Source organism: Solitalea agri (assembly GCF_023914155.1).
GTDB classification, from domain to species: Bacteria; Bacteroidota; Bacteroidia; order Sphingobacteriales; family Sphingobacteriaceae; genus Solitalea; species Solitalea agri.
In genome coordinates this window covers 166,511-191,452 of sequence record NZ_JAMWYS010000009.1, presented here as the reverse complement: position 1 = coordinate 191,452, position 24,942 = coordinate 166,511, and the positions used below count along the sequence as shown (strand labels likewise).

Sequence of the window (24,942 nt, the reverse complement as noted above, 5' to 3'; positions counted from 1 at the left end):
AGTAGATGAAGTGGAAAAAAGGGGAGTTGTTGAAAGTAACAGGATTGTACCTGCTCATCGTTCCTTTTCTGAATGTGCTCAATGCTACGGGATATGTAAACTCGCAGTTGCAAGGCCATTTCGGAGCCTCATCAGTGGAGTTTATGTATATGAATCTGGTGCCGGTATTTGCTTTGGTTGCCGGCTTACCTTTGGCCCTTGAACTTGCCAAAATATTCCCTTTAAAGTCAATGATGCTTTCCATAATCCTGATTTGCATTGTTCTGAATACCTGCTCTGCTTATGCTCCCTCCATTTTTTGGTTCATCCTATTCCGGTCATTGCTGGCTTTTTTTACCATTTTCGGAATAGTAGCCGCTATTATACCAATTGTAGTGTTGTATAATCCGACGCTTAATATGGCAATTATGTACGGCATCGTGCAGTTCATCATTCAGGGAAGCAGCAATCTTTATAAGTTTTCGGGAGCTCACTTTTCAACTATCTACAATTGGCGCATCTCGTTGTTATTGCTCAATATCAACTTCTTGCTATGTATTCTATTAGCCTTTGTGTTTTTACGGAAAGATGTTGCCTTGGGTAAACAGCCCTTCCGTTTTGACTTTAAAGGATGGCTGTTCTTGATCTTGTTTTTATTTCCATTGCTGTTCCTTGCGGCAGAAGGTCAAAATCGCGAATGGTTTTCTGATTCAAAAATCAAGTTGGCAATAGCATTGTTTTTGGTGATAGTAGGAGGGTATATTTTATATGCACGGCATAACTCTACGCCCCTGATCAATTTGGAGGTTTACAAATACAAAAATGTAGCGATAGGCACTTTGTTCTTTTTTTTTATAGGATTGGTAAACGGTACAGGCAGCGTGATAATGGGTTTTATGGCTGGCTTGCTTGGTTTTGATGAACTCTATATTGCCCGATCGCATTTGTACATATTTCTCGGACTGGTGATATCGGTTCCTGTATGCACGTATATGATGTATCATAAAGTGTATTTAAGTGTGGCAGCCATACTAGGGTTTCTTGCTTTTTGCTTGTATCATCTTTTAATGTATTTCAGGTTTTATCCTGGAATTTCAGAAGATGACTTTATTTTGCCTTTTATCTTAAAAGGTATAGGTATTGGATTTTTATACCTGTTAAGTGCTTTATATATTTCTGAAAATGTACCTAAGCCTTTAAGCACTTCGCGAATGATGAGTGGAGTACTTGCCCGGATCATTCTAGCTACAATTATTGGAGGTTCGGTATTGAGTACTTTTATTGCTAATACTACCACATTGCATAAAACCGGGATCAGCCAGCAGTTAACTGCAGGAAATGAAGCAGCTGCCCAAAAGCATAAAAACACAAAGAATTATTACCTGTCGAAAGGATTAAAACCAAATGCCGCTGATAAGATGGCTGATAACCCACTTCAAGCAGAAATGGCTGAACCGGCCACCTTATTAACTTATAAAGACATTTATTTGGTGATGGCCGCCCTGAACTTTATCCCTATTTTGCTGGTATTGTTTCTTGGAATAGGAAGACGTTCTCTACAAACCATTGAGGTAGAGCCTTTGCCTTTGTAAATCCTTATTTCAGTTTCTCATTGAAAAAATCAATGGTACGTTTCCAGGCTAAATCGGCAGCGGTTTTATCATAACGTGGAGTAGTATCGTTATTAAAACCGTGATTTGCATTGGCGTACATATAAGCTGTATATTCTTTATGGTTCTCTTTTAACGCTTGTTCATACGCGGGCCATCCTTCATTAACGCGGGTATCCAGTTCGGCATAATGCAAAAGAAGAGGTGCCTTTATTTTAGGAACATCTTCCAATGGAGGTTGCCCACCATAAAAAGGAACAGCTGCTGCCAGATCAGGAAGGCGAACCGCCATCATATTGGAGATCCATCCACCAAAGCAGAAACCAACCACACCCACTTTGCCATTACAATCCGGATGATTTTTCAGGTACTCAAAGGCAGCAATGAAATCTTCCAGCATTTCATTTCGGTCACGCTTACTTTGTAATTCACGGCCAGCATCATCATTGCCAGGGTAACCACCTAATGGTGTTAGGGCATCTGGAGCGAGGGTGATAAAACCTGCTAAAGCAGCCCTGCGAGCCACATCAGCAATATGCGGATTCAATCCTCGGTTTTCATGCACTACCACAATGCCTCCAAGTTTCTTTTGGGCATCGGCAGGCTTGGACAATTGTCCTTTAATGGCTCCTCCGCCTTTAGGCGATTGATAAGTAATAGTTTCTGTGATTAAACGAGGATCATCGACTCTAATTTGTACAGCATTTACATAATCAGGCATAATAAAGCTCATAAGCGAAGCAACCGTCAATCCTCCAACTGCATAAAGAGAAAGCTGCTGTATAAATTCACGGCGGTCAATGCGACTGTGGGCATATTCATCATAAAGGTCAAATACCTCTTGTTTAATATCTTCTTTTTTTAGTTCGTTCATGATTAGGAATGTGTTTTATTAAAGATAGGGATGGACCCTTAAAAATTGATAGTCAAAATGGTCAAAAGTAGTGTGAGAATGTTTTTCATTTTTGTCTTTATTTAAAAGTTTAAGAGGTTTGATTTTTACATAAAACGATCTTTTCATCTTTTATTTCCTTTCATACTGATTTTTCAATTCCCTGTTGTTAATCTTAACTCGGTAATTACATTATTAGCCTGCTCAAAAAGCGTTAACCAGATCGATGAATTATTTTCAAAGTTTTTCATTTCTTCCTGTCCAACAAAAATCCCTTTGTTAGTCAGTAGATAAAACTTTACTAAGTTTTTAGGAGGAGTAGGAGTAGATGTGGTTTGGGTTGTTTTTTCCAAGAAACTTTGCGCCTTAAGAACAAATTCTTTAGCTGCATTACTTACATTCTGATATTGTCCTCCGCCGATAATTGCGCCTCCTGTACTCATATATAAACTTGCATCACCAGTTTGATATGAAACTGTAGTCACTGTCGCTCCATCCATTTCCCAATCCATAATTACACCAAATACAATCGTTTTGTAATTTGGAAGGGAAATACCAAGTTTTTCCGGGGTTGCAGTAAATGCTAAGTTTCGAAGATCCTCAAAAGTGTTTTCTTTTGTATGATAAGCTTTTAATCTGCTAGTGTCTTGTTTGGTTGTTGTTTGCTTGTGTTTTTCGGATGATTTGTTTGTACAACTAGCCAAATAAAAAGCAAATCCTCCGGCTATAATTACTCCAATAATGTAGATCATTTTCATAGTTAATGATTAAAGTTTCAAATGGTAATAGCTAACGCATTTCTCTATGCAACGTTTCTTAGGTATTAGTATTTATTTAAATCCAAAGTAAGCTAATCTGTTTCATTTTTTTGAATAGCGTCTTAATAATGAAGAAAAAACTACCAAGGTTACCGTGGAAATTCTTCCTGCCAACTATTTAGTTGTCTTAGCACCCAATTGTTTGCCTAATTTTTCATATTCAATGTCGTTGGGTTCCCAGAGCTCTACTTTGTTTCCTTCTGCATCAAGAATATGAACGAATTTACCATAGTTGTAAGTTGCAATGGTATCGAGTATCGTTACCTTATTGTTTTTCAACTCTGCAACAAGCGCGTTTAAGTTTTCAACTCGATAATTGATCATAAAGTCCTTTGTTGATGGTTCGAAATACTTGGTTTTTTCATTGAACGGGCTCCATTGTGAAAATCCTTTTTTGGTAGAGTCGGCACCTTGATACCATTCAAAAACCGACCCATACTGATTTACACTTAGTCCAAGATTAGTTTCATACCACTCTCTCATCTTTTTGGGATCCTTGCACTTAAAAAAGATGCCACCAATGCCAGTTACCTTTTTCAGGTTGGCCGCATTGCTAGTTGGCTTTGTAATTATTGTTTTAAATGCAAAGCCTGAAAGAAAAGATGCTGTAATGATTAATAGTAGGAATGATGTCTTTTTCATTTTACCCGAATTTATTCTAGAGTAGATGACTAAATAATACTCACAGCAATATAAAAAATAATTGATTAGCTCGATTAAAACTATTGGTAGCTGCTTAACGGAAGAAGATTTAATTTTGAAGCTCTGGTAAAAGAAGAATGCTATAAAATACAAAAGCCCCAATCGGGGCTTTCATTTTTGCTAAGCTGTAGGGGAAGGGGTCGAACCTTCAGGGAGTGGTTATCACTCAATTGCTTGAGCTTTCCCATTATTCTCCGCCACCGAGACAAGGAGGTGTGTTTGCCAGTTTCACCACCCTACATTGTTTTGTTTTGTTGATACAAATATAGGTACATTGTTTATTTGAATGCAAATTTATTAATCAAATTTAATAATTATTGCCAAAGTGTTAAAGTTGAGTGAAATGTTGGTGAAAATGAAAGATTTCACGAGGTCGTAAATTTTCAAAATAAAATTTGTTAAAGATTTATATTTGCAAGTAATTGTTTTGAAAGGTGTTTTCTTTTTGATGTTTTCTGCAAGAAGAATAATGATATTTGGTAAGTATTAGAAATACAATTGTTTGCGAAATTTTCAATGTGTTTTGTGAATTAAGTCCTTTAGCTTTTTCCTTAACAGACCTTTGCTGATTGACACTTAAGGCTCAAAAATAGTTTCATACTACTCCCTCATCTTTTTGGATACGCGTATTTAATAAAGATGCCTCCAGTGTTTGGTTACATTTTTACCTGGCAGGATTGCTTTTAAATTTGGCATGTCAGGATTAATATTCTTGCTTATCTACTTAAATTATATGGATAATAAAGAACAGGAATTAGATTAATTTGAAGCACTGGTAAGAAGAATGCTATAAAATACAAAAGCCCCAATCGGGGCTTTCATTTTTTGCTAAGCTGTAGGGGAAGGAGTCGAACCTTCAGGGAGTGGTTATCACCCAATTGCTTGAGCTTTCCCATTATTCTCCGCCACCGAGACAAGGAGGTGTGTTTGCCAGTTTCACCACCCTACATTGTTTTGTTTTGTTGATACAAATATAGGTACATTGTTTATTTGAATGCAAATTTATTAATCAAATTTAATAATTATTGCCAAAGTGTTAAAGTTGAGTGAAATATTGGTAAAAATGAAAGATTTCACGAAGTCGCAAATTTTCAAAATAAAATTTGTTAAAGATTTAAGTTTACAAGTAATTGTTTTGTAAGGTGTTTTCTTTTTGATGTTTTCTGCAAGAAGAATAATGGTATTTGGTAAGTATTAGAAATACAATTGCTTGCGAAATTTTCAATGCGTTTTGTGAATTAAGTCCTTTAGCTTTTTCCTTAACAGACCTTTGCTGATTGACACTTAAGGCTCAAATAGTTTCATACTACTCCCTCATCTTTTTGGATACGCGTATTTAATAAAGATGCCTCCAGTGTTGGTTACATTTTTACCTGGCAGGATGCTTTTAAATTTGGCATGTCGGGATTAATATTCTTGCTTATCTACTTAAATTATATGGATAATAAAGAACAGGGAATTAGATTAATTTGAAGCGCTGGTAAGAAGAATGCTGTAAAATACAAAAGCCCCAATCGGGGCTTTCATTTTTTGCTAAGCTGTAGGGGAAGGGGTCGAACCTTCAGGGAGTGGTTATCACTCAATTGCTTGAGCTTTCCCATTATTCTCCGCCACCGAGACAAGGAGGTGTGTTTGCCTGTTTCACCACCCTACATTGATTTGTTTTGTTGATGCAAATATAGGAACATTAATTGTTTTAGTGTAAATTTATTAATCAAATTTAATTATTATTATTAAATTGATAAAACAATGCAAGTTTTCAGTAAAAATTGAAAATTTTGAGAAAACGCGAGTAGGCCAAATAAAAGCATGGTTCTTTTTGATATTCGTAAGTAATTGTTTTGCAGTGCATTGTGTATTTGATGTTTTCTGCTAGAAAAAGAGTGTTTATTCGTAACTCGTAGAAATACAATTGTTTGCAAATTTTGTAATGCTTTTTATATCCCATTGTATGAAAATGGATTAAAACTAAAAATAGTAAGATCAATAACTTAACGACTTGATTCATCATTTTAAAATCCCAGTGTATAGTTAATCCAGGATTTATTCACTAATCTGTATAGTTATTTCAGGACGGGTCAAAAGGGTATCTAAAGCGTAGATAATGCGTACATAAAGCGTACATAAAGTATGAATAGCGCATGAGTAAAGTTGTTTAATAAGATCGAAGTAGGTGAAGTCATTCCCCGAAATTTCATTATACCTTACGAGTCTTACGTGTTCTTGTTTTGTAATTCAAAATGAGTCAACTTGGGTGTCAGCTTGTTTCATGACCGGACATATCTAAACTAAAAAAGGCTTTTAGATTTCTCTAAAAGCCTTTTTTCTTTCGTAGCGGAAAAGGGAGTTAAACCCGTTCAGTCCATCCTTAATTGGCCTGAAGTGAATTTTAAATCTTCGCATCCATGGTAGTTTTGGCTTTATTCAAAATTTCCAGCAACGATGGTATATCTTTTTGTTTTAGCCATACATATGAATCACTATCGTATTTTTCTAGTTTCAAAAAAAACACCCAGTCTTTTTTCTCAGAGGTATAATAACAGCCGGCTGAAAATCCATCTCTACTGTAATATTTAACTTCAGTATAGTTCCCAGGAGTGGTATTTATAATTTTTTCGTTGATATAGTTGATTGAAGTGATTAATCCGGAAAGTTCATCAGTATCAATTGTTGCAATACTTGTCGTACCACCCCCATAACTTTTTGAGGTGTATTTTTCAAAACGTAAGGCTAACAGCTTTTCATTTTTTAATAGGTCAGTAAGTATCACTACCTGGGCCTTAGCGGAACCTCCCAATAAACCCGAGCCACCTATATTCCCAAGATCAATAAATTCATTACTAATTAATGAGCCACTTCGTTCAGAAAATTTATCTGCTTTACTTTGTTCTTTAGGAGCAGATGATTCTGCTTTTTGTTGCCCAAATAGGTTGAGAGCGAAAATTAAGATAGATGCTAACAATAAGATTCTTTTCATATAACAGCTTTTTAATTGATTAAATTTTTATTCACTCCAAAAAGGAAGCATTTGATTTAAAGTTTATAATTAATACCAATACCACCCCAAATGGTATATTTTCCTTTCATAGGTATGTTGTTAAACTCTGGTAGAGTTGCATTAGTTATTCCATCATGGATATTAGATAATTGCAATGTGTATATAAGATTACCTTCAAAACTTACTTTAGGACTTAACTTGTACCCAAGCCCCGTGGCAGCTCCTATAGAAAATGGTGAATTAAAATTCGACATTTCTACATTTTGATAACTGTTATTAACACTGTTTTTATTTTTTGCCTCTAAGAAGTTATTATATGTTCCATTTACTTCAAGGGGAAGAAATAAAGATTTAGTAAGGTTAATATCATATTTAACACTTATTGGAATAGTAAAATAAGTGTAATTGTAGCTGATAGTAACTAATTTACCTTGGAAAACTGATGGATCATTAGGGTCTGATGGTTCTAGATGATCTATTATATCTCGACGAGAAGTGTTGCTTAAATATCCAATACCAAGACCCACTCGAAAATCTTTTAACACTTCATAATAAATCCTCGGTTCAATTTTATAGGAAAATCCCGCTTCATAATAGCGATTACCTACACCAAAGAAGTTGTCTTTAAAGCCGCCAGCAGATCCATTAAATTGTAAACTCAATTTTGATTGAGAAAACACATTTAAAGAGGAAATTACGATAACAGCTAACAATAGCATTCTTTTCATTTCTTAATGACTTAATTTTTTATGTACCCCCTTTAATGAGATACAATTTTGAAATAGTTGATTTTTTAATACTAAAGGGAGCGTATTTAGGTTTGTTATGAGCTAGTTCCTTATCACTGTAAAGTAAAAACTTCATCATCGTTATCGCCAAGTAGGTGATGTTATTCCCCGAAATTTCATTATACCTTACGAGTACGTCTTACGATGTTCACCTTCGAGGGTCAGGAGACGTTCTTGCTATTGCTGAGTAATAGTTGTTGTTTCCAGATGGGCTTTTACTTCTGCTAATAGAATGGATATAAAGCGATCCAATTCATTGTTGTAAGAACCAATGAATTTCGAAGCCAGTTTTTTGGCTGTTTTGTTGGGATTTGATTCTGTAGCCAATTTATTTTCCTGCATAAAATCTTTCTCCAAAACTACTTTGCCTTCTTCATTTATAACCTTATAATTTCCTTTGAAATTCATCTTCTCCGGAGCTATGTATTTTTTCATTGAAACTATGTAGGCAAAAATCAAAATTGCAACATCTCCCTTTTCCTGAAATTTAAATTTTGTTGGCAACTCATCAATATTGATTACGAGTTTATTGTTTTTCAAAGCTTTATTCAACCCAAGAGCTTCAATTTTACTTTTGGCTACTTTCTCGATTTCATTGGTAATCGTTTCCTTGCTGAACTCGCCCTTCACTTCCGAATTCCAGCCCCAATAGAGCAACGCCGGGATATATGAACTTTTCTCTTGCTTGCATTCATTTCGCAATTCTATGTTTTTATTAATCTGGATTTCGATGTTTAGATTTGAAGCATTATCCTTTTTCGTTTCACTTATTTTTGATTGCACTATTTTTTGCAATCCGATACTGTTCACCGCGCAACCGGTGGTCAGAAGCACTAAAAAAGCACTAATTAAAGTCAAGATTCTTTTCATGTTTTTCAATTTATGATTAGCGCGGCGAATGTATTGAATTTTCAATGCGATTACAATGGAAGAGAATTAATTGTGCATTTAACTTCACCACAAAGAGTCTTTGCGGGTTGATTGCAAAAGAGCGATCCTTATTAATCGCCTTTCTCTTCTATAAGAATTACATCTAAAATATTTCCTCTTCCATATTTGCCGCTTCGTTTGAATACTCATACCTATAACTTATGCTTGCTATTTCTCCTGTTTTTGGAACGGTATAGGAATAGAGTCACATTCGATCTTCTTTATCGAACCTGGGAATTTCTTTCCAAAGAGAGCTTTGCAAGTAACTTCATTGAAAGTGCCTTTTATAGAAGCTTTCTTTGTAATAGAATACACTTTACCTATTACACTAGATTTAATCAAATCAAGTTCTCCTTGAAGAATTAGAGCGAAAAAGGTTTCTCATTGTGCATTTTGCCGTTCTTTAAAATCAATAATTGCAACAGCCATAGCTTTAAGATTTTTTGTTTTCCAGAAGCCGCCTGTATAGCTTATTTAGGATTAACACCATCCAGTGTATAGTTTATCCAGGATATATTTAACAATCCGTATAGTTGTTTTAGGACGAGGCAATAGGCTCCTTTAAAGCGTATCAACGCCGAGTATATGTCGAGTATGCGTCGAGTATACGCCTAGTATACGTCGAGTATGCGTCTAGTATACGCCTAGTATGTGTCGAGTCAACGCCGTATGTATAGCACCTGAGTAATGCTGTTTGATAAGATCGAGGTAGGTGATGTCATTCTCCAAAATTTCATTCTGCCTTAAGATGTTCTTGTTTTGTATTTTAAAATGAGTCAACTTTGGTGTCAGCTTGTTTCATGACCGGACATATCTAAACCAAAAAAGGCTTTTAGATTTCTCTAAAAGCCTTTTATCTTTCGTAGCGGAGACGGGAGTTGAACCCGTGACCTCAGGGTTATGAATCCTGATTTTTAGCTATCAGAGCCCTTCTACAGCTATTTAAAGGCCTTTTCTTGGCGAAATTTAACAATATTTGGCGCATCTGTTGGCGCACAAGAATTAATAATCAATATTAAACTAAATCGACATTCACATCAAGAGCGCGTGATATTTTTGTGAGAATATCAAGGCCTATTGAATAGTTATCACTATCTATCCGAGAAACAATCACCGCATTTATATTTGTCAAGAGTAAGTTGTTTTGATTGCGTACCTTTCTCCACTCGCAACTGACAAGTTTTTGCACCAATCGTTCACATTCTTCGCTTCGATCGCTACCTTCGTTCAGGACGCCCGAGCCATTGTGATTAGTACCGAAATTGCTGATTTAAAATGTAATTTTCTTTAACAATGCGCTGAAGGCATTAAAATTTCATTTTGTTTTCATCTTGTGCATATAGCTTTGTTCAACTTAAGTTATTGGCAATTAGTTTGAATATAAATATTGAAACTAATTGAAATTTAAATAGTATACAATAGAAACCAATTAATATAACTCACATGAAAACAAAACTTAGTTTTTTAGCCTTAATTACTTTGGCTCTTATTTCCTGTAAAAAGGAAGAAGATAAAGCCTCTTCCTTTAGTTATCAAATTAAAGCAAGTAATACTGCGAATAGTTTAACTTCATCTTCTACAAAAGAGGTAAACTCCGCAACGAAAGCGGTCAATGGTGCTCCAACTATTAACTTTACGGCAGGTTCTTTACTGGTTTCGGAAGTAAATTTTAATGCCGAAAAAGATGAACCGGAGGGTCAGAATGAAGATAATACCGAAATGGACTTTGAATTTAAGGGGCCGATTCAAGTTGATCTATTTGGCGCTAGTCAATCCTTTGGGAATGTTAAAGTGATTGCAGGGGCTTATGAAGATATTTACGTAAGCATTAAAGCTAAAAACCTTGCCTTATCTGGCACATATGGTACTACTCCTGTTGAAATTTTAGCCAATGGCGAAGTGGAGTTTGAAGGTCAATATGGAAAGTTTCTCGTAAATGAAGACATAGATTATCTTGGCTTAATTCATATGAACCTTGGTTTGTTAACTGCCAACATATCAACCACTGAATTAGATAACGCTACCAAAACTAATGGTAAAATAGTAATCAGTAGTACGTCAAATCAGGCTATTTATGCTAAAATGCTTGCAAATTTGGCTGCACTTGCCGAGGTAAACTTTGAAAACGAAGACTAATCAGATTTGATATATCAGAAAGGCGATCATTAATGATCGCCTTTTTTTGATATATTTCAGCTTGTTTAATAGCCTTAACTTTTCCTTTTCGTTCTTTGCCTTATTGGGAAAGATGGGTAATGAGATTCGGTTCCCGTTGTACTCTCTTTGTCGAGCGCCATCGAAATAGTACTCAATGTAAGCTCTGTTTGAAGAAAATTTAATTTCTGGTTCTGTAAACATTTGGCGCATCTGTTGGCGCACAAGAGAAAAGCAATAAAAGCTCAAAGTAGCTTTAAACCAAAAAAGGCTTCTAGATTTCTCTAAAAGCCTTTTATCTTTCGTAGCGGAGACGGGAGTTGAACCCGTGACCTCAGGGTTATGAATCCTGCGCTCTAACCATCTGAGCTACCCCGCCAATTATGGTTTTTATTTGTATCTTTATTGATACCCCTTTTCTCAAAAGGTTTGCAAATATAAGAGGAAATCACGTACTTTAAAAACATTATTGACCAAAATTTTTAATTTTTTGTGCCGGATGGGAGCTAAAAAGAAATACAGCCTTGAGTATGAGATACATTCGTCTCCTAAAATTTTATTTAATTTCATCAGTACCCCTAATGGTTTATCACAATGGTTTGCAGATGATGTTACCGTAAGAGACGATATGTATACTTTTAAGTGGGACAATGAGCAACAACGAGCACGTTTATTGGGTTTGCGGGATAACAAGTCGGTGAAATTTAAATGGGAAGACGATGAACCTTACTGCTATTTTGAACTTGAAATTCTACAGGATGAACTTACCGGCGATGTTGCCTTAGCTGTTACTGATTTTACCACTGAAGATGAGAAAGGCGAACGCAAATTAATATGGGATAGTCAGGTAGATAATCTTCTGGGAGTTATTGGTGCATAGGGGGTAATTTATAATACCTTCGTGCCTCAACCTGGTGGATTGAAAAACTCCATAAACTCATTGTTATATCTTATTTACGCCCTTTTGTAGCCATTGTCTTTATCGTTTCTTTCATCTGGTCGATGATCTTTTTGTCAAAGTATTGGCCGCTGAAATACTCATTTTGATTGCCTGTGATAAAGGCTTTGTTTGTACGCTTATCATTGTTCAATGAGATGAAGAGCTAAGGTTAGAAATGATGGGGAGTCGAAATACTGCAACACATAACCAGTTTTAGAGTATCTGTTGATGAGTAAGACGAACGTAAATTACTATAAGAGAGCTAGGTTGATAATCTTCTGGGAGTTATTGGTGCATAAAGGTAATTTGTGATACCTTTGTGCCACAAACAGATGGGATGAAAAAACTCCATAAACTCATTGTTATATCTTATTTACGGCCATTTGTAGCCACTTTTTTTATCGTTTCCTTCATTTTGTCGATGATCTTTTTGTCAAAGTATATCGATGAACTGGTAGGAAAGGGGCTAGAGTGGTATACCATTTTGCAACTGCTTGGTTATAATTTTGCCGTAAACGTTCCGCTTGCACTCCCTCTTGCCATCCTTTTGGCTTCCATCATGACTTTTGGTAACCTTGGTGAACAGTATGAATTGGTAGCTATAAAAGCCTCCGGAATCTCCCTTTCTCGTGCTATGGTTCCTTTAGTGTTTGTAATGGTCTTACTAAGCATCGCCGCATTCTATTTTTCTAATATTATTATGCCTCGCTCTTTCTTAAAAATGGGAAGCCTCCTTTATGACGTGAGACAGAAAAAGGCAGCTTTTGCTATTCCCGAAGGGGTTTTTTATAATGATTTAGAAGGTTATTCAATACGGGTTACTAAAAAAGATCCGGATGGGAAAACGCTTTATGATCTCATGATTTATGACCATATGCAAGGGAATGGTAATATGAATGTGGTATTGGCTAAGAAAGGCGAGATGTTTAAATCGGATGATGACCGTTACCTTGTGCTGAACCTTTACGATGGGGTACGGTATTCCGAAAATCCTGGCGATAATGGCTATAACGATCGTCAAAGGCAGGTACGTATTCGATTTAAGGAGTACGGATTGAAGTTTGACTTGTCAGGGTTCAATCTTTCAAGAACTAAAGAAGAATTGTTCAAAGACCATTACCAAATGCTAAATGTTCGTCAGTTGCTGGTGAAAGAAGATTCGCTGCAAAACCTGATGGCCCTAAAGCAACGAAACTTAGATGCATACATTGAACCCACATTTTTACTTTATAAACCGCACAGTAACTATAAAACTATAAAACCCATTAAAAATCTTTCATGGAAGAATAAAGATGTCATTATGAATATTCTTCCTGCTACTGATCGATTGATAGTGGTGGACGATGCCATTAATTCAATGCGAAATGTAAAGAGCTATCTTACTTCAGCAAAGGAAGAGGCAACAACACAATCGGAAATATTGAGGAAGCATATGGTGGAGTTTCACCGTAAATTCACCTTGTCATTTGCTTGTATCGTCTTGTTTTTCATTGGAGCACCAATGGGAGCAATTGTTAGAAAGGGCGGTTTGGGATTACCGGTTGTTATTTCCATCCTCTTCTTCCTGGTGTTTCACGTTTTATCAATCAGCGGGGAAAAGTTTGCTAAACAGGGTAAGCTTGAGCCTTATCAGGGAATGTGGATGGCAACCTTAGTATTAGTGCCTATAGGCATTTTTCTTACCTATAAAGCAGCTACTGATTCAGCAATTTTTGATGCTGAAAAGTACCAGCGCTTTTTTAAAAGACTTTTTTCGAAGAAAGAAAATCAATAAATTATTATACTCTTGAGCCACACAAAACTTAATTACCTTTTGTGTTGTTCAATCAATAAACTTTATACTAATGCTGAATAAGATAGAGGACGCGATTGAAGATATTAAAGCGGGTAAAATGCTGATTGTGGTGGATGATGAGGATCGCGAGAATGAAGGCGATTTTTTGATGGCCGCAGAAATGGTTACTCCCGAAGCCATTAATTTTATGATTACCCACGGTAAAGGCTTGGTTTGTGCCCCAATTACCGTTCAACGATGTGAAGAGCTAAAATTAGAAATGATGGTTGGCCGTAATACGGCAACTCACGAAACTAATTTTACCGTATCTATCGATCTATTGGGTCATGGCTGTACTACTGGTATTTCGGCGCAAGACAGGTCCAAAACCATTAAAGCAATGATCGACCCTAGCATTGACCCGAATGAGTTAGGCCGTCCTGGGCATATTTTTCCATTAAGAGCTGTTGATGGTGGCGTTTTACGTCGCGCAGGGCATACCGAAGCTGCAGTTGATTTAGCTCGTATGGCAGGCTTGTTTCCTGCAGGTGTGATTTGTGAGATCATGAATGAAGACGGAACGATGGCCCGACTACCTGAACTAATTAAAATGGCCGAGAAATTCGACCTTAAAATTATTTCTATTCAAGACCTGATCTCTTATCGTTTAAGTACTGAATCACTAATTAAGAAAGAGGTTTCTGTTAAATTACCTACTGAATGGGGTGACTTTGACATGGTTGCCTTTACTCAAATTGATACAGGTGAGCATCATTTGGCATTAGTGAAAGGTAGCTGGGAACCCAACGAACCAGTTTTAGTTCGAGTGCATTCATCGTGTATAACTGGTGATATTTTTGGCTCTTGCCGTTGTGACTGTGGTCCGCAGTTGCATAAAGCAATGGAAATGGTCGAGAAGGCAGGTAAAGGACTTATTATTTATATGCATCAGGAGGGTAGAGGAATTGGCTTAATTAATAAACTTAAAGCCTATCATTTGCAAGAGAATGGTTTGGATACGGTAGAAGCCAACCTTCAGTTAGGGTTTAAAATGGATGAACGCGATTACGGTGTTGGTGCACAGATCATTCGTTCATTGGGCGTAACTAAAATGCGTCTGATGTCAAACAATCCAACCAAACGAGCAGGTTTAATAGGTTACGGACTTGAAGTAGTTGAGTCTGTTCCTATTGAGGTGGTGCATAATGAGCATAACGAAAATTACTTGCTTACAAAGCGTGATAAAATGGGACACGCCATAATGAAAAATGATCCTGAATAATCAGGATCATTTTTTATTGTTCAAATTCTATTAGTTCGCTATCTGAATCGCCACCGCTATTATCAATTTTCTTCTGTTTTTCTTTTTCTTCCAGCTCCTTTTTCTCTTTTTCTAAGCGCTCTTTTTCCTCCTGTTCTTTTTTGCGCAGCTCGGCTCTTTCCAGTCTTCTAGCTTCTTGTCTTTTGTTCTTTTTACGTGTATTCTCAAAAAATTCTTTCCAAGTGTCGAAGTCTTTCCTGTATAAAATACCTACTCCTTGTTTATAGTCAGAATCGTAGGTGAGGTTATTGGTGCTGTTGGTGGTATTAGAGTGATTGTAGGCCTTTAAGCGTAAATTGCCTTCCGGAAATATCAAATACTCGATGTCAATATCACTACTCAATGCTGAACTATTGTTAGTGTTGTAGTTGCTGTTTCCCGTCACATTTTTATCTCTTGAAGTAAATGAACCGTTAATAATAAGACGCTCATTTAATAAGCGAACGTTACCGCCAAATTCGGCTTCACCACTTGCATTAATATTGGCGTTTAAATCAAAGTTTTGAGAACCAATAGCTTCATTTAGTAATGATGAAAATTTACTACTTGCTGCATCAACAAGTGAATTCGTAATTATTCCCTGTGAAAGTGTTGATGAGCCCGCATCACTTGTAAAACCGCCGGTAGTAATTAAGCCGAATGCCTGTTTCTGCTCATTTGCCTCGCTGCTGAAATAGGACGCAAAGGTGTTGTTGAGGTTCTCATTTTGAGGAAAGTCGATCTTAAACTCATAGGTCATCTCATCAAGGCTCCCCGTTACATTAATAATAGTGTTTACACTGGCCTTCTGGTTGGTTACATCTGTCGATTCCGAAATACGCGCATCATTATATAAATTACTCAAGTTCGCTCTGAGTGGCACATATGCGCTTACGTTCATACGGGCATCGTAAGGGTCTCCATTAAATCGAACGGTACTTCCATCAGATATAATAAACTCTTTTTTCAAACCCGGAATGCTCATGTCGTATTTTCCTTCTGTAAGATTATACAATCCATACATCTGAAAATCGCCTTGAGTGTTGATCCGAAGCTGAAGATTTCCATTACCCTTTCCGGTCATAGTTCCTCCCGAATTGTCACCCATTAAAATAGAAACCTCAGCCGTTGGAGTTACTGAAAGATCGAAGTTAAGCCGAAGATTCATTTCAGCTTCATCCTTTTTCTGTAGGTTGTTTATAGTATCGCGAGTTAAGAAGGTAACCAGATCATCACTGCCCACGCTGCTTTCACTTGAAATAGGGAGGAAGAATTTTGTCCCTTCTGTGGTTGTTGCATTTATCTCAATGAGCATATCTCTCAATGAGCCTTTAAATAAGAAATTACCGGTAGCGTTAGCAGTTCCGTAATAAAGTTCATTGTCTTTAAAGGAAGTATTTAATGCCTGAAAACGAGTGGCATTTAAGCGGATATCAAGTTTAATATTGTTAAGGTCTGATAGATCGAGGTTTCCGGTAGCTCTGGCTCGGTTATTATTCACATCACGAAGTGTAAATCCATCGAATAAAATTTTTCCATTCTCCACTCCAACTTTATCATTAATGGTATAATGCGTATTTAAATAATCAACTCTTACACCTGCATTGTTAAAACTGATAAAGCCATTAAGTTGTGGCTTTGACGTGCTGCCACGAACGAGTAAGTTAGCTGATGTTTGTCCGCTGAGGTTTGAGACCAAACCAGTTAAAAATGGCTGGAAAATTACCAGGCTGGTTTCATTTAACTCTACATCAGCAAATAGGTTATCTTCTTTTTTAGTAGGCTGAACATTTCCCGAAACACTTATGGTAGTAATATTATCACGAGTAACATTCATCGAAAAGTTAACATCATTGGATTCGCTATACCAACGCGATGAAATCTCAGCGTCTCCTAATAAATTATTATTCAATCCCAGCTCATGAATAATTAAATCAGAACTAACCTTCGGGGCTTTAAGCACAGCTGTAGTACTTGCATTTCCCGTGGCATATCCTTTTATTTCAATACCTGAGCTTTTTAAAAACGGGTTAAGAATATTTAGATTAAGATTTCTCAGGTTTACTGTTAATGGATCGTTATCGTTTTTCGAAATGGCTCCTTCTACCGTTAATTGCTGGTCGTTATTGTGTAGTGTGAAGTTTTCAATTTTATAGCCCTCTGTTTCAAACAAAATCCTAAACCGGTCATCAATTTTCCAGCTCTCGTTATTAAGTTTTAACTCCGATGGTAAAACACTAAAAATGGTTGAATCTTTTGAGAAAAGTACTTCAGAGTTTAGATCGAGTGCGTTCAGATTGCTTGGGTCAGCAAGTTTTAAATTGGAGTTAACCCGGTCGTTTTTCATGTAATTCGACATGGCTACATCATTAAACATTAAGCTATCCATTGAAAGGGTTCCAAACGCTAAGTTTAGAAATAATGATTCAGAGCTGTTTCCTTGGTCAACAATAAGGTTATTGGTCTCGAAATTTTTGAACTTTATCTTAGGTACCGAACCATTAATAGACATTAGATTTTTTAAGTTATTAAACTCGCCAACAAACATTGCCTTTTCCGGAATTTCAAGATCAGGAATGAAAATGGAAGTAATAGGTTCCATATCTTTTAAGTAGATCGAAAATTTAAAATTCTGATCGACCGTTGCTTTAGGGTTCTTCCATTTAAAGGAAGGAAGATAGGCCGATAGCATTCCTTTTAAAGCCCCTTCGAGTTGGGTTAACTTATATTTTCCAACAAAATCAGCATCTATCAAATCAGATTTCAAAATGAGCGACTTTGCAGTGTCGGCTTGCCTCTTTGACAAAACACTAACAGTATCGATGTTAAATGAGCCATGGTTGGTTTTTAAATGAGTGTCTTTTAATAATAAAGACCCCAGAAGGTTGTCGATGTTTGATCCTGAAAAGTTGCTGCTTACATAGGAGGAAACCTCTAGTGTGTCTTCCATGAACTTTAATGCCTTAAAGTCTAGGTGTTTTATATCAGCGCTAAAGTCACAAACAGGAATATTTCCGGCTAAGTTGAATTTGCCGTCAAAGTCAATGGCAATATTTTTATCATCTATATTAAAAGATCCATTAAACTTTTTACGTTCTAGGTTTCCATTAATTTTTATATTCTGGTAGCGGTAACCATTATAATCGAAATAGGCTATTTGCGCGGTAAGATCTTCTTTCATGTCAGCCATGTTGAAGCCATAGCCGTCAATGTTCGCTTTAAAGGTTGTTTTACCAAGGTTGTTAATATTGGCAAGTTTACCAAGGTCAAGATCGGTAGTACTGATAAAGCCTTTATACAATGGTTTTTTCATGTTTCGAATATCCATCGCTAAATCAGTAAGAGCAGATCCAGCCCCGCTAACCAGTATCCCTTTTACCTTAAAATTATTGTATTGTCCTTTATATGTACCTTTAAAATCAACATTCCCGAGAGTGGAAAGAATCTCGGGAAGCTCAACATCTTTTTGGTCGATGCTCGCTAAAATTCTATTAATGTCTTCTCTGTTAGTAATCAAACGTGCAAAGTCTAAATTCATGTCCGTTTGATTAATATTCGGTAAGCCTTTTATCGAAACATTTCCTTTGATCAGGGTTTCATTGCCAGCTGTTAATGTGATGTTTTTGGTTTTAAGATCGGTTACAGTGCCTTTCACACTGCCGTTCATGTTAACTTTTAACGTGTAATTCTTTATTTCAGGAGCGAAATAGGTAATATCTTTAAAGTCGAGATGTGAATTTTGAAAATCAGCATCCATGTATACTTTGCTTACAAAATGATTGAAATCACCAATCTTATTGAATTTAAATGCGAGATAATGACCGATTCTGCTGTTAGGAGTAATAATTTTGAGATTGTTTATTTCGATTTCTTTCGGAGTATACTTTACTTTTCCAGCAAGCTTATTTAAAACAAATCCGCATTTTTCCCTCGCACTTAAATGCTTTAAATTGGCAAGTATAGTATTTCCATCAATGCTTACATTATTGGCCTGCAGATTTACCTTCGAAGCTTTGATATCACCATAGTCCATACCAGAGGTTTTGGTTGTATCGGTTTCATCATGGTAAATAAAGGTCAGGTTTTGTATGTCCACTTCATCAACATTAATCTTCATCGGTTTCGATGGAGTTGTAGTGGTATCAGGTGAGCCGCTGAAATAATCAATTATGAAGCTTAAATTGGTTTTCCTGTTCTTTAACTCTTTGTACGCGAAAAAAGCATTGTGAAGTTTTAACTCGTTCACGTCAATTTTTCCTGCATTCAGGTTAAGCTTGTTCAAGTCAAGCTCTAATAAGCCAGTGTATAACAGCGTGTCTTTTTTCTGGTCCTCAATGTATAAGCCTTCAACTACAACTGATTTGACAAATTTGATATAAAGGCCTTTGATTTGAACTTTGGTTTTGAGTTTTTTAGATAGATATTCGGCACCATACTGTGCGGCTTTAGTTTGAAACCATTTGGTTTGGCCGGCAAAATACAACACCACCAGCAAGATAATAATCAAGCTGAACAGGTATAACAGCGTTTTGCCTAATATTTTAATAACTTTGCCGATATCCTTTTAAACGTTTAATTTTTAGTTTCAGATATAGTTATGCCAGTAATCTTGGGAATTGAATCATCATGTGATGAAACGTCTGCTTCGGTTTGTGTTGATGGCCAAATTCTGTCAAATGTGATAGCCAATCAAACCGTACATGAAGCTTTTGGCGGCGTTGTGCCTGAATTAGCTTCCCGAGTTCATCAACAGAATATTATTCCTGCTGTTCATAAGGCAATAATTGACGCTAAAGTAAGTAAAAAAGAGATAAATGCAGTAGCATTTACCCGTGGTCCTGGCCTTTTAGGCTCACTTTTGGTGGGTACATCCTTTGCTAAGTCATTCGCCTTGGGTTTAAACATTCCACTGATTGATGTTAATCACATGCAGGCGCATATTTTGGCCCATTTTATTGATGATCCAAAGCCTCAATTTCCATTCCTATGCCTGACAGTTTCGGGTGGTCACACACAAATCGTAAAAGTGAACGACTACTTTGACATGGAGCTGATTGGTCAAACTACCGATGATGCTGCCGGTGAGGCTTTTGACAAGGCCGCAAAAATGTTAGGATTGCCATATCCTGGAGGTCCACTGGTTGATAAATATGCCAAGCTGGGTAATCCAAATGCTTACCAATTTCCCGAACCTCAAATACCCGGGCTAGATTTTAGTTTCAGTGGGTTGAAAACTGCGTTTCTTTATTTTGTAAGAGATAAGCAAAAGGAAAATCCGAATTTTCTGGAGGAGAATATGGCCGATGTTTGTGCCTCAATTCAGCATCGAATTGTTTCGGTTTTAATTAACAAAGTAAAAAAGGCAGTTAAAGAAACTGGTATAAACCAGGTTGCTATTGCCGGTGGGGTTTCTGCAAACTCAGGTTTACGGGATGCGTTATTAGAAGCAGAGAAGAAATGGAAATGGAAAGTGTTTATCCCACAGTTTCAGTATTGTACTGATAATGCCGCTATGATTGCTATTGCGGGTTACTATAAATATTTAAAAGGCGACTTTGTAGGGCAAGAGGTTAGTCCATTGGCCCGATGGAGTGTTTAACGAACGAACAAAGTCGGTAAGCAATTATTATAAATTTCCAGTTTTTGTTGAAAGCTCATACTGGCGTAAGCCGGCGATGGCGACGGAAGTGGAATAATTTGTATTTGGTTGTTCCTTTGAATAATTTCTTTAAACTTACTCCTAAACTCAACTTCCATTGATTTACCTGTTAAATAAATCTTTTCGATTGGATTATTGATCAAAATAGCCTCAATTACTGTTGTGTTATAGATCTTATTGATCAGATTACTATCAAGATTGCTGTTATTCTTTCTCGAACAGCTTAAAATAATATCGGTATTGGCTAGTTTTAAGTCAGAGAATAATTGTTGTTTTTCTGCTTTGTTGCTTAACGAACGATTGTATATCGTTCTGAATAGTTTCCAAAATTGATTTCGTTCACTTTCAAAGGTCCAGATTTCAGGTCTAGGGTTTAGAGTAGAGTCTCTCCCCGGAAAAGTTCCCATAATCAGATACTTGGCGTTTTCAGGAATAAAAGCTGGAAAAGGATGGTGTTCTACAAGCATAACTGAAAATTAAAAAACTCCGGAACAAAATTCCGGAGTTTGATATAAATTGAATGAAGACCAAGCTTATTTCACTTCTTGATCCGCAAGACTTTCACCTGTTACCACTGCACGAATCTTAGTTTCCAATTCTTCCATCAGTTCAGGATTGTCTAAGATCAACTGTTTCACTGCGTCACGGCCCTGGCCTAATTTGCTATCACCATAGCTGAACCATGAACCTGATTTTTTGATGATTTCATATTCAACACCAAGGTCAATGATCTCTCCGGCTTTTGAAATTCCTTCGCCGTACATAATGTCAAATTCGGCTAAGCGGAAAGGAGGAGCAACTTTATTTTTAACAATTTTTACTTTAACACGGTTACCTGATACTTCCTCTCCATCTTTAATTTGTCCGGTTCTACGAATGTCTAAACGAATAGAGGCATAAAATTTCAAAGCGTTACCACCAGTAGTAGTTTCCGGGTTACCGAACATTACTCCAATTTTCTCACGCAATTGGTTGATGAAAATACAGCAACATCCAGTTTTGTTAATGGTTCCAGTAAGTTTACGCAGCGCCTGTGACATTAAACGTGCTTGTAAACCCATTTTAGATTCACCCATTTCACCTTCAATCTCACCTTTAGGTACCAATGCAGCAACCGAGTCAATTACAATGATGTCAATTGCTCCGGAACGGATCAAATTATCTGCAATTTCAAGAGCTTGTTCACCGTTATCAGGTTGAGAAATTAAAAGATTGTCAACATCAACGCCTAATTTTTTAGCATAAAACTTATCAAAGGCATGCTCCGCATCGATGATCGCAGCAATTCCCCCTTTTTTCTGAGCTTCGGCAATTGCATGAATAGCTAAAGTGGTTTTACCCGATGACTCTGGACCATAGATCTCGATGATACGTCCTTTGGGTAAACCACCAATCCCTAATGCAATGTCAAGACCTAATGAACCAGTTGAAATGGCTTCAATCGGCTCAATTGCCGTATCGCCAAGCTTCATAATGGTTCCTTTTCCGTATGATTTTTCTAATTTATCTAAGGTAAGTTGTAAAGCTTTTAGCTTTTCAAGTTTGTTATCGCTCATTATCAAGTAGTTTCTAATGTTAAAAATAGTGAGATAAAAATAGGATATTATTTTCTAAAAATGCTAAAAATTTTTTCAAAATATTTCCTGAGTACCACTTTTTTTAGTCTTTTTCAGGTTATTTTGCTCAAAATATTTGCAAAAATAAGTTAGTGGGCAAGCTTCACATTTAGGACTTCTGGCTAAACAAGTATAGCGCCCATGTAAAATTAACCAGTGGTGAGCTACGTGTATCAGCTCCTTTGGTATATATTTCACCAATTGCTTTTCGGTAGCTAAAGGTGTTTTAGCATTACTTGTTAAGCCAAGGCGCGCGGAAACCCGAAATACATGAGTATCAACAGCCATTGCAGGCATATTGTAAATTACTGACGCAATTACATTGGCTGTCTTACGGCCAACTCCGGGCATTTCCTGCAATTCGTTTACACTTGACGGAACCACACTCTTGAATTTCTCAACCAATAATTTCGCCATTCCAACTAAATGTTTGGCTTTGTTATTTGGGTAGCTTATGCTTCGTATATAGCTGAAAACTTCGTCTGAACTTGATTCTGCTAAAACTTCAGGTGTTGGATAGCGCTCAAATAAAGTAGGGGTAACCATGTTTACCCGTTTATCGGTGCATTGAGCAGAAAGAATAACCGCAACTAACAGTTCATACGGATTAGTATAGTTTAGTTCTGTTTCGGCGTTAGGTTGATGTTCGGAGAAATAATCAATAAATGCTTTGTAACGGTCTTTTTTGAGCATGGCCAAAGATAGTTTTTTTTGGAATTCATTAATAACGCCTTATGAATTCAAGGCATAAACGAACGGCACTAATTGGGAGGAAACTAAAAAGGTTTAAGCCATTTGTTATGACTTAAACCTTCTACAGATACATAAGAAAGCTGAACTACTTGCGTGTTGAATTTGAATACTTCAAAATGTTTTCAACAGTGTGTTGGCCAGGTTCTACCAAAAATTGGTTCAAGGCTTCTTTTATACTTACCAGATTTTCATATCCTTCGGTATAAGCCTCTTCAGCTGCCAGGGAATTCTCCATCATTTCAGCTTCTTCGGAAGTTTCTTGAGTTCGCAATTCAGTTTTTGGGTTGTGTTGAGTAAAGGTTTCAATCATATAATAATCTGTTAGCGTGATTATTTAATTAACGACCCTTGTTTCTGTTTATTTTATAATTTGAAAAAAATTATGTGTAAAGTTTTTTGGTATAAGCTGCTGACATAGAGCGTTAAACTGAAATGCTTCTTAATTTATGCAATTATTTCGACGAATAAATAACCTCATATTTTGTTATTGCCAGCTATCATTCATTCTTTTATTAAAGCACATTATATATAGTAAGGTTTTTCAAAGCATAGTAGTCAAGTATGCCACTTTTCTTAAAGCTAAGTGTATTCCGTATTTTTGCCCCTCGAAAAATTAAACAGTATAAATATGGCAGTAGTTGTTAGTACCGACCAGGATTTTAAAAATACATTAGATACCAATGCTAAAGTTATAGTTAAGTACTATGCTGATTGGTGTGGATCATGCAAATTGTTTTCGCCTAAGTATAAACGTTTATCTAATGATGAACGCTTTACAAATGTTGTTTTTCTGGATATAAACGCTGAAGAAAATGAAGCGGCCCGTAAACTGGCAGGTGTTGACAATTTGCCATTTTTCGCCACGTTTAATCAAGGTGAGTTGGTTGAAAGTTCGGCATCTTCTAAAGAAGAGGTGGTAGTTAAAATGATTGAAAACTTATTGTCCAAGTAATGAAAATTCCCGCTATTAAAAAGTTAGTAGAAGCTTATGATTTAGCTTCGTTGCAATTAGCCGAAGATGCTTTAATGGATGAACAAATGCCGGCAATTGAAGTTGAGGGTGATGATGAGGGAGAGCAGTTAACGCATATTTTAGCGGCCATTTGGATTAAGCAGGAAATTGATAAAACAGGTGATGCATTTCCGAAGGCCTTGCGAGCTTATACTTCGAGGGTGAGAACCTCAATATCGTAAGTGATTCCACTGATTTAAAAAGATTACACCGATAATAAAAATGGACCGCTTTGGGTCCATTTTTATTATCGGTGTAATCACACAACTAAATGGTGAAATCCTTCTTAGTTTTCAGAGAAATAAGAAGCAACACCACTGAAAGTTGCATCCATTGCTTTTTCACCTTGTTTCCAGTTTGCTGGACAAACTTCACCTTTGGTTTCGAAATATTGTAAAGCATCAACCATACGAATCGCTTCATCAACATTACGACCTAATGGTAAATCGTTTACAATCTGATGGCGAACTACACCTGCCTGATCAATTAAGAATAAACCGCGGTAGGCAATCATAGGGCCGTTTGCAGTCAAAAATCCTTCTTCGTTGTATTCATACTCACCTGCTAAAACGCCAAAGTTAGTTGAGATCGCTTTGCTTGTATCAGCAACTAAAGGATAAGTAACACCCTCAATACCGCCTTGTTTTTTAGGTAGCTGTAACCAACCCCAGTGTGACTGTTCTGTATCGGTTGAACAGGCAACAACGGCAACATTGCGCTTTTCGAATTCAGCTAACTTTTCTTGAAAAGCATGTAATTCTGTAGGGCAAACGAACGTGAAATCTTTTGGATAAAAAAAGAATAATACGTGTTTTTTACCTATGTATTGCTCTAATGAAAAATCTTCTACAATCTCCTCACCGTTAATAACTGCAGGGGCAACAAATTTAGGTGCTTTTTTTCCAACTAATACTGACATAGTTTATCTGTTTTTATTGATTATTAGCTTGTTATACTGATTTTAAAATCAGCGCAAAGATACTAATAATGCCCTTTAAAAAAACAGTTGATTGCAAA

At 36.6% G+C, this 24,942-nt stretch carries 20 protein-coding genes and 3 tRNA genes; 8 read left to right on the top strand and 15 right to left on the bottom strand.

Annotation, left to right across the window (positions count from 1 at the left end; all coding sequences use genetic code 11):
• Positions 1 to 5 precede the first annotated feature (5 nt).
• Positions 6 to 1,571 (top strand): efflux MFS transporter permease, encoded by a 1,566-nt coding sequence (locus NF867_RS03225; protein WP_252586106.1) that lies wholly within the window; start codon positions 6 to 8, stop codon positions 1,569 to 1,571.
• Positions 1,572 to 1,575: 4 nt separating this feature from the next.
• On the opposite strand, the gene NF867_RS03220 is transcribed toward NF867_RS03225, so the two are convergent.
• From NF867_RS03220 to NF867_RS03185, 8 genes are all read right to left on the bottom strand, one after another.
• Positions 1,576 to 2,463 carry a dienelactone hydrolase family protein gene (locus NF867_RS03220; RefSeq protein ID WP_252586105.1) on the bottom strand — a complete coding sequence of 296 codons (888 nt, stop codon included), beginning with the start codon at positions 2,461 to 2,463 and terminating at the stop codon, positions 1,576 to 1,578.
• Positions 2,464 to 2,636: 173 nt separating this feature from the next.
• Positions 2,637 to 3,239 (bottom strand): hypothetical protein, encoded by a 603-nt coding sequence (locus NF867_RS03215; protein ID WP_252586104.1) that lies wholly within the window; start codon positions 3,237 to 3,239, stop codon positions 2,637 to 2,639.
• Positions 3,240 to 3,413: 174 nt separating this feature from the next.
• Complete coding sequence (locus NF867_RS03210; protein ID WP_252586103.1) at positions 3,414 to 3,941, bottom strand: VOC family protein; 528 nt, start codon at positions 3,939 to 3,941, stop codon at positions 3,414 to 3,416.
• A gap of 185 nt (positions 3,942 to 4,126) precedes the next feature.
• Positions 4,127 to 4,242 (bottom strand) — tRNA-Asp (locus NF867_RS03205).
• A 592-nt stretch (positions 4,243 to 4,834) separates the two neighbouring features.
• Positions 4,835 to 4,950, bottom strand: a tRNA-Asp gene (locus NF867_RS03200).
• Between the two features lie 1,440 nt (positions 4,951 to 6,390).
• Positions 6,391 to 6,978 (bottom strand): hypothetical protein, encoded by a 588-nt coding sequence (locus NF867_RS03195; protein ID WP_252586102.1) that lies wholly within the window; start codon positions 6,976 to 6,978, stop codon positions 6,391 to 6,393.
• Between the two features lie 56 nt (positions 6,979 to 7,034).
• Positions 7,035 to 7,727, bottom strand: coding sequence for an outer membrane beta-barrel protein (locus NF867_RS03190; protein ID WP_252586101.1), 693 nt, complete (start codon positions 7,725 to 7,727; stop codon positions 7,035 to 7,037).
• Between the two features lie 237 nt (positions 7,728 to 7,964).
• Complete coding sequence (locus NF867_RS03185) at positions 7,965 to 8,657, bottom strand: hypothetical protein (RefSeq protein ID WP_252586100.1); 693 nt, start codon at positions 8,655 to 8,657, stop codon at positions 7,965 to 7,967.
• 1,503 nt (positions 8,658 to 10,160) lie between these two features.
• Here NF867_RS03185 and NF867_RS03180 point away from each other — a divergent pair.
• Positions 10,161 to 10,853, top strand: a complete 693-nt coding sequence (locus tag NF867_RS03180; RefSeq protein WP_252586099.1) for a hypothetical protein — start codon at positions 10,161 to 10,163, stop codon at positions 10,851 to 10,853.
• Between the two features lie 323 nt (positions 10,854 to 11,176).
• Here the strand turns inward: NF867_RS03180 and NF867_RS03175 are convergent.
• Positions 11,177 to 11,250, bottom strand: a tRNA-Met gene (locus NF867_RS03175).
• A gap of 120 nt (positions 11,251 to 11,370) precedes the next feature.
• Here NF867_RS03175 and NF867_RS03170 point away from each other — a divergent pair.
• The 3 genes from NF867_RS03170 (at position 11,371) to NF867_RS03160 (ending at position 14,867) form a co-directional block, all read left to right on the top strand.
• Positions 11,371 to 11,751, top strand: coding sequence for an START-like domain-containing protein (locus NF867_RS03170; RefSeq protein ID WP_252586098.1), 381 nt, complete (start codon positions 11,371 to 11,373; stop codon positions 11,749 to 11,751).
• Positions 11,752 to 12,148: 397 nt separating this feature from the next.
• Positions 12,149 to 13,585, top strand: coding sequence for an LptF/LptG family permease (locus NF867_RS03165; protein ID WP_252586097.1), 1,437 nt, complete (start codon positions 12,149 to 12,151; stop codon positions 13,583 to 13,585).
• Between the two features lie 70 nt (positions 13,586 to 13,655).
• Complete coding sequence (locus NF867_RS03160) at positions 13,656 to 14,867, top strand: bifunctional 3,4-dihydroxy-2-butanone-4-phosphate synthase/GTP cyclohydrolase II (RefSeq protein WP_252586096.1); 1,212 nt, start codon at positions 13,656 to 13,658, stop codon at positions 14,865 to 14,867.
• 13 nt (positions 14,868 to 14,880) lie between these two features.
• Here the strand turns inward: NF867_RS03160 and NF867_RS03155 are convergent, their stop codons facing one another.
• Positions 14,881 to 19,392: a translocation/assembly module TamB domain-containing protein gene (locus NF867_RS03155; protein WP_252586095.1), complete on the bottom strand. Its 4,512-nt coding sequence runs from the start codon at positions 19,390 to 19,392 to the stop codon at positions 14,881 to 14,883.
• 90 nt (positions 19,393 to 19,482) lie between these two features.
• On the opposite strand from NF867_RS03155, the gene tsaD reads away from it, so the two are divergent.
• On the top strand, positions 19,483 to 20,484 hold the full coding sequence (gene tsaD, locus NF867_RS03150) for a tRNA (adenosine(37)-N6)-threonylcarbamoyltransferase complex transferase subunit TsaD (RefSeq protein ID WP_252586094.1): 1,002 nt from the start codon (positions 19,483 to 19,485) through the stop codon (positions 20,482 to 20,484).
• On the opposite strand, the gene NF867_RS03145 is transcribed toward tsaD, so the two are convergent.
• From NF867_RS03145 to NF867_RS03130, 4 genes are all read right to left on the bottom strand, one after another.
• Positions 20,481 to 21,011: a hypothetical protein gene (locus tag NF867_RS03145; RefSeq protein WP_252586093.1), complete on the bottom strand. Its 531-nt coding sequence runs from the start codon at positions 21,009 to 21,011 to the stop codon at positions 20,481 to 20,483. The two genes, tsaD and NF867_RS03145, sit on opposite strands and share 4 nt — an antisense overlap.
• 66 nt (positions 21,012 to 21,077) lie before the next feature.
• Positions 21,078 to 22,100, bottom strand: a complete 1,023-nt coding sequence (gene recA, locus NF867_RS03140; protein ID WP_252586092.1) for a recombinase RecA — start codon at positions 22,098 to 22,100, stop codon at positions 21,078 to 21,080.
• Between the two features lie 75 nt (positions 22,101 to 22,175).
• Complete coding sequence (gene nth / locus NF867_RS03135; protein ID WP_252586091.1) at positions 22,176 to 22,853, bottom strand: endonuclease III; 678 nt, start codon at positions 22,851 to 22,853, stop codon at positions 22,176 to 22,178.
• Between the two features lie 145 nt (positions 22,854 to 22,998).
• Positions 22,999 to 23,223 carry a hypothetical protein gene (locus NF867_RS03130; RefSeq protein ID WP_252586090.1) on the bottom strand — a complete coding sequence of 75 codons (225 nt, stop codon included), beginning with the start codon at positions 23,221 to 23,223 and terminating at the stop codon, positions 22,999 to 23,001.
• Between the two features lie 318 nt (positions 23,224 to 23,541).
• On the opposite strand from NF867_RS03130, the gene NF867_RS03125 reads away from it, so the two are divergent.
• Positions 23,542 to 23,865 carry a thioredoxin family protein gene (locus NF867_RS03125; RefSeq protein ID WP_252586089.1) on the top strand — a complete coding sequence of 108 codons (324 nt, stop codon included), beginning with the start codon at positions 23,542 to 23,544 and terminating at the stop codon, positions 23,863 to 23,865.
• On the top strand, positions 23,865 to 24,107 hold the full coding sequence (locus tag NF867_RS03120; RefSeq protein WP_252586088.1) for a DUF6952 family protein: 243 nt from the start codon (positions 23,865 to 23,867) through the stop codon (positions 24,105 to 24,107). The genes NF867_RS03125 and NF867_RS03120 overlap by 1 nt, the downstream gene beginning before the upstream one ends.
• Before the next feature lie 104 nt (positions 24,108 to 24,211).
• On the opposite strand, the gene NF867_RS03115 is transcribed toward NF867_RS03120, so the two are convergent.
• A complete protein-coding gene (locus NF867_RS03115; protein WP_252586087.1) occupies positions 24,212 to 24,844 on the bottom strand; it encodes a peroxiredoxin in 633 nt (210 codons plus the stop codon).
• Positions 24,845 to 24,942: the final 98 nt, after the last annotated feature.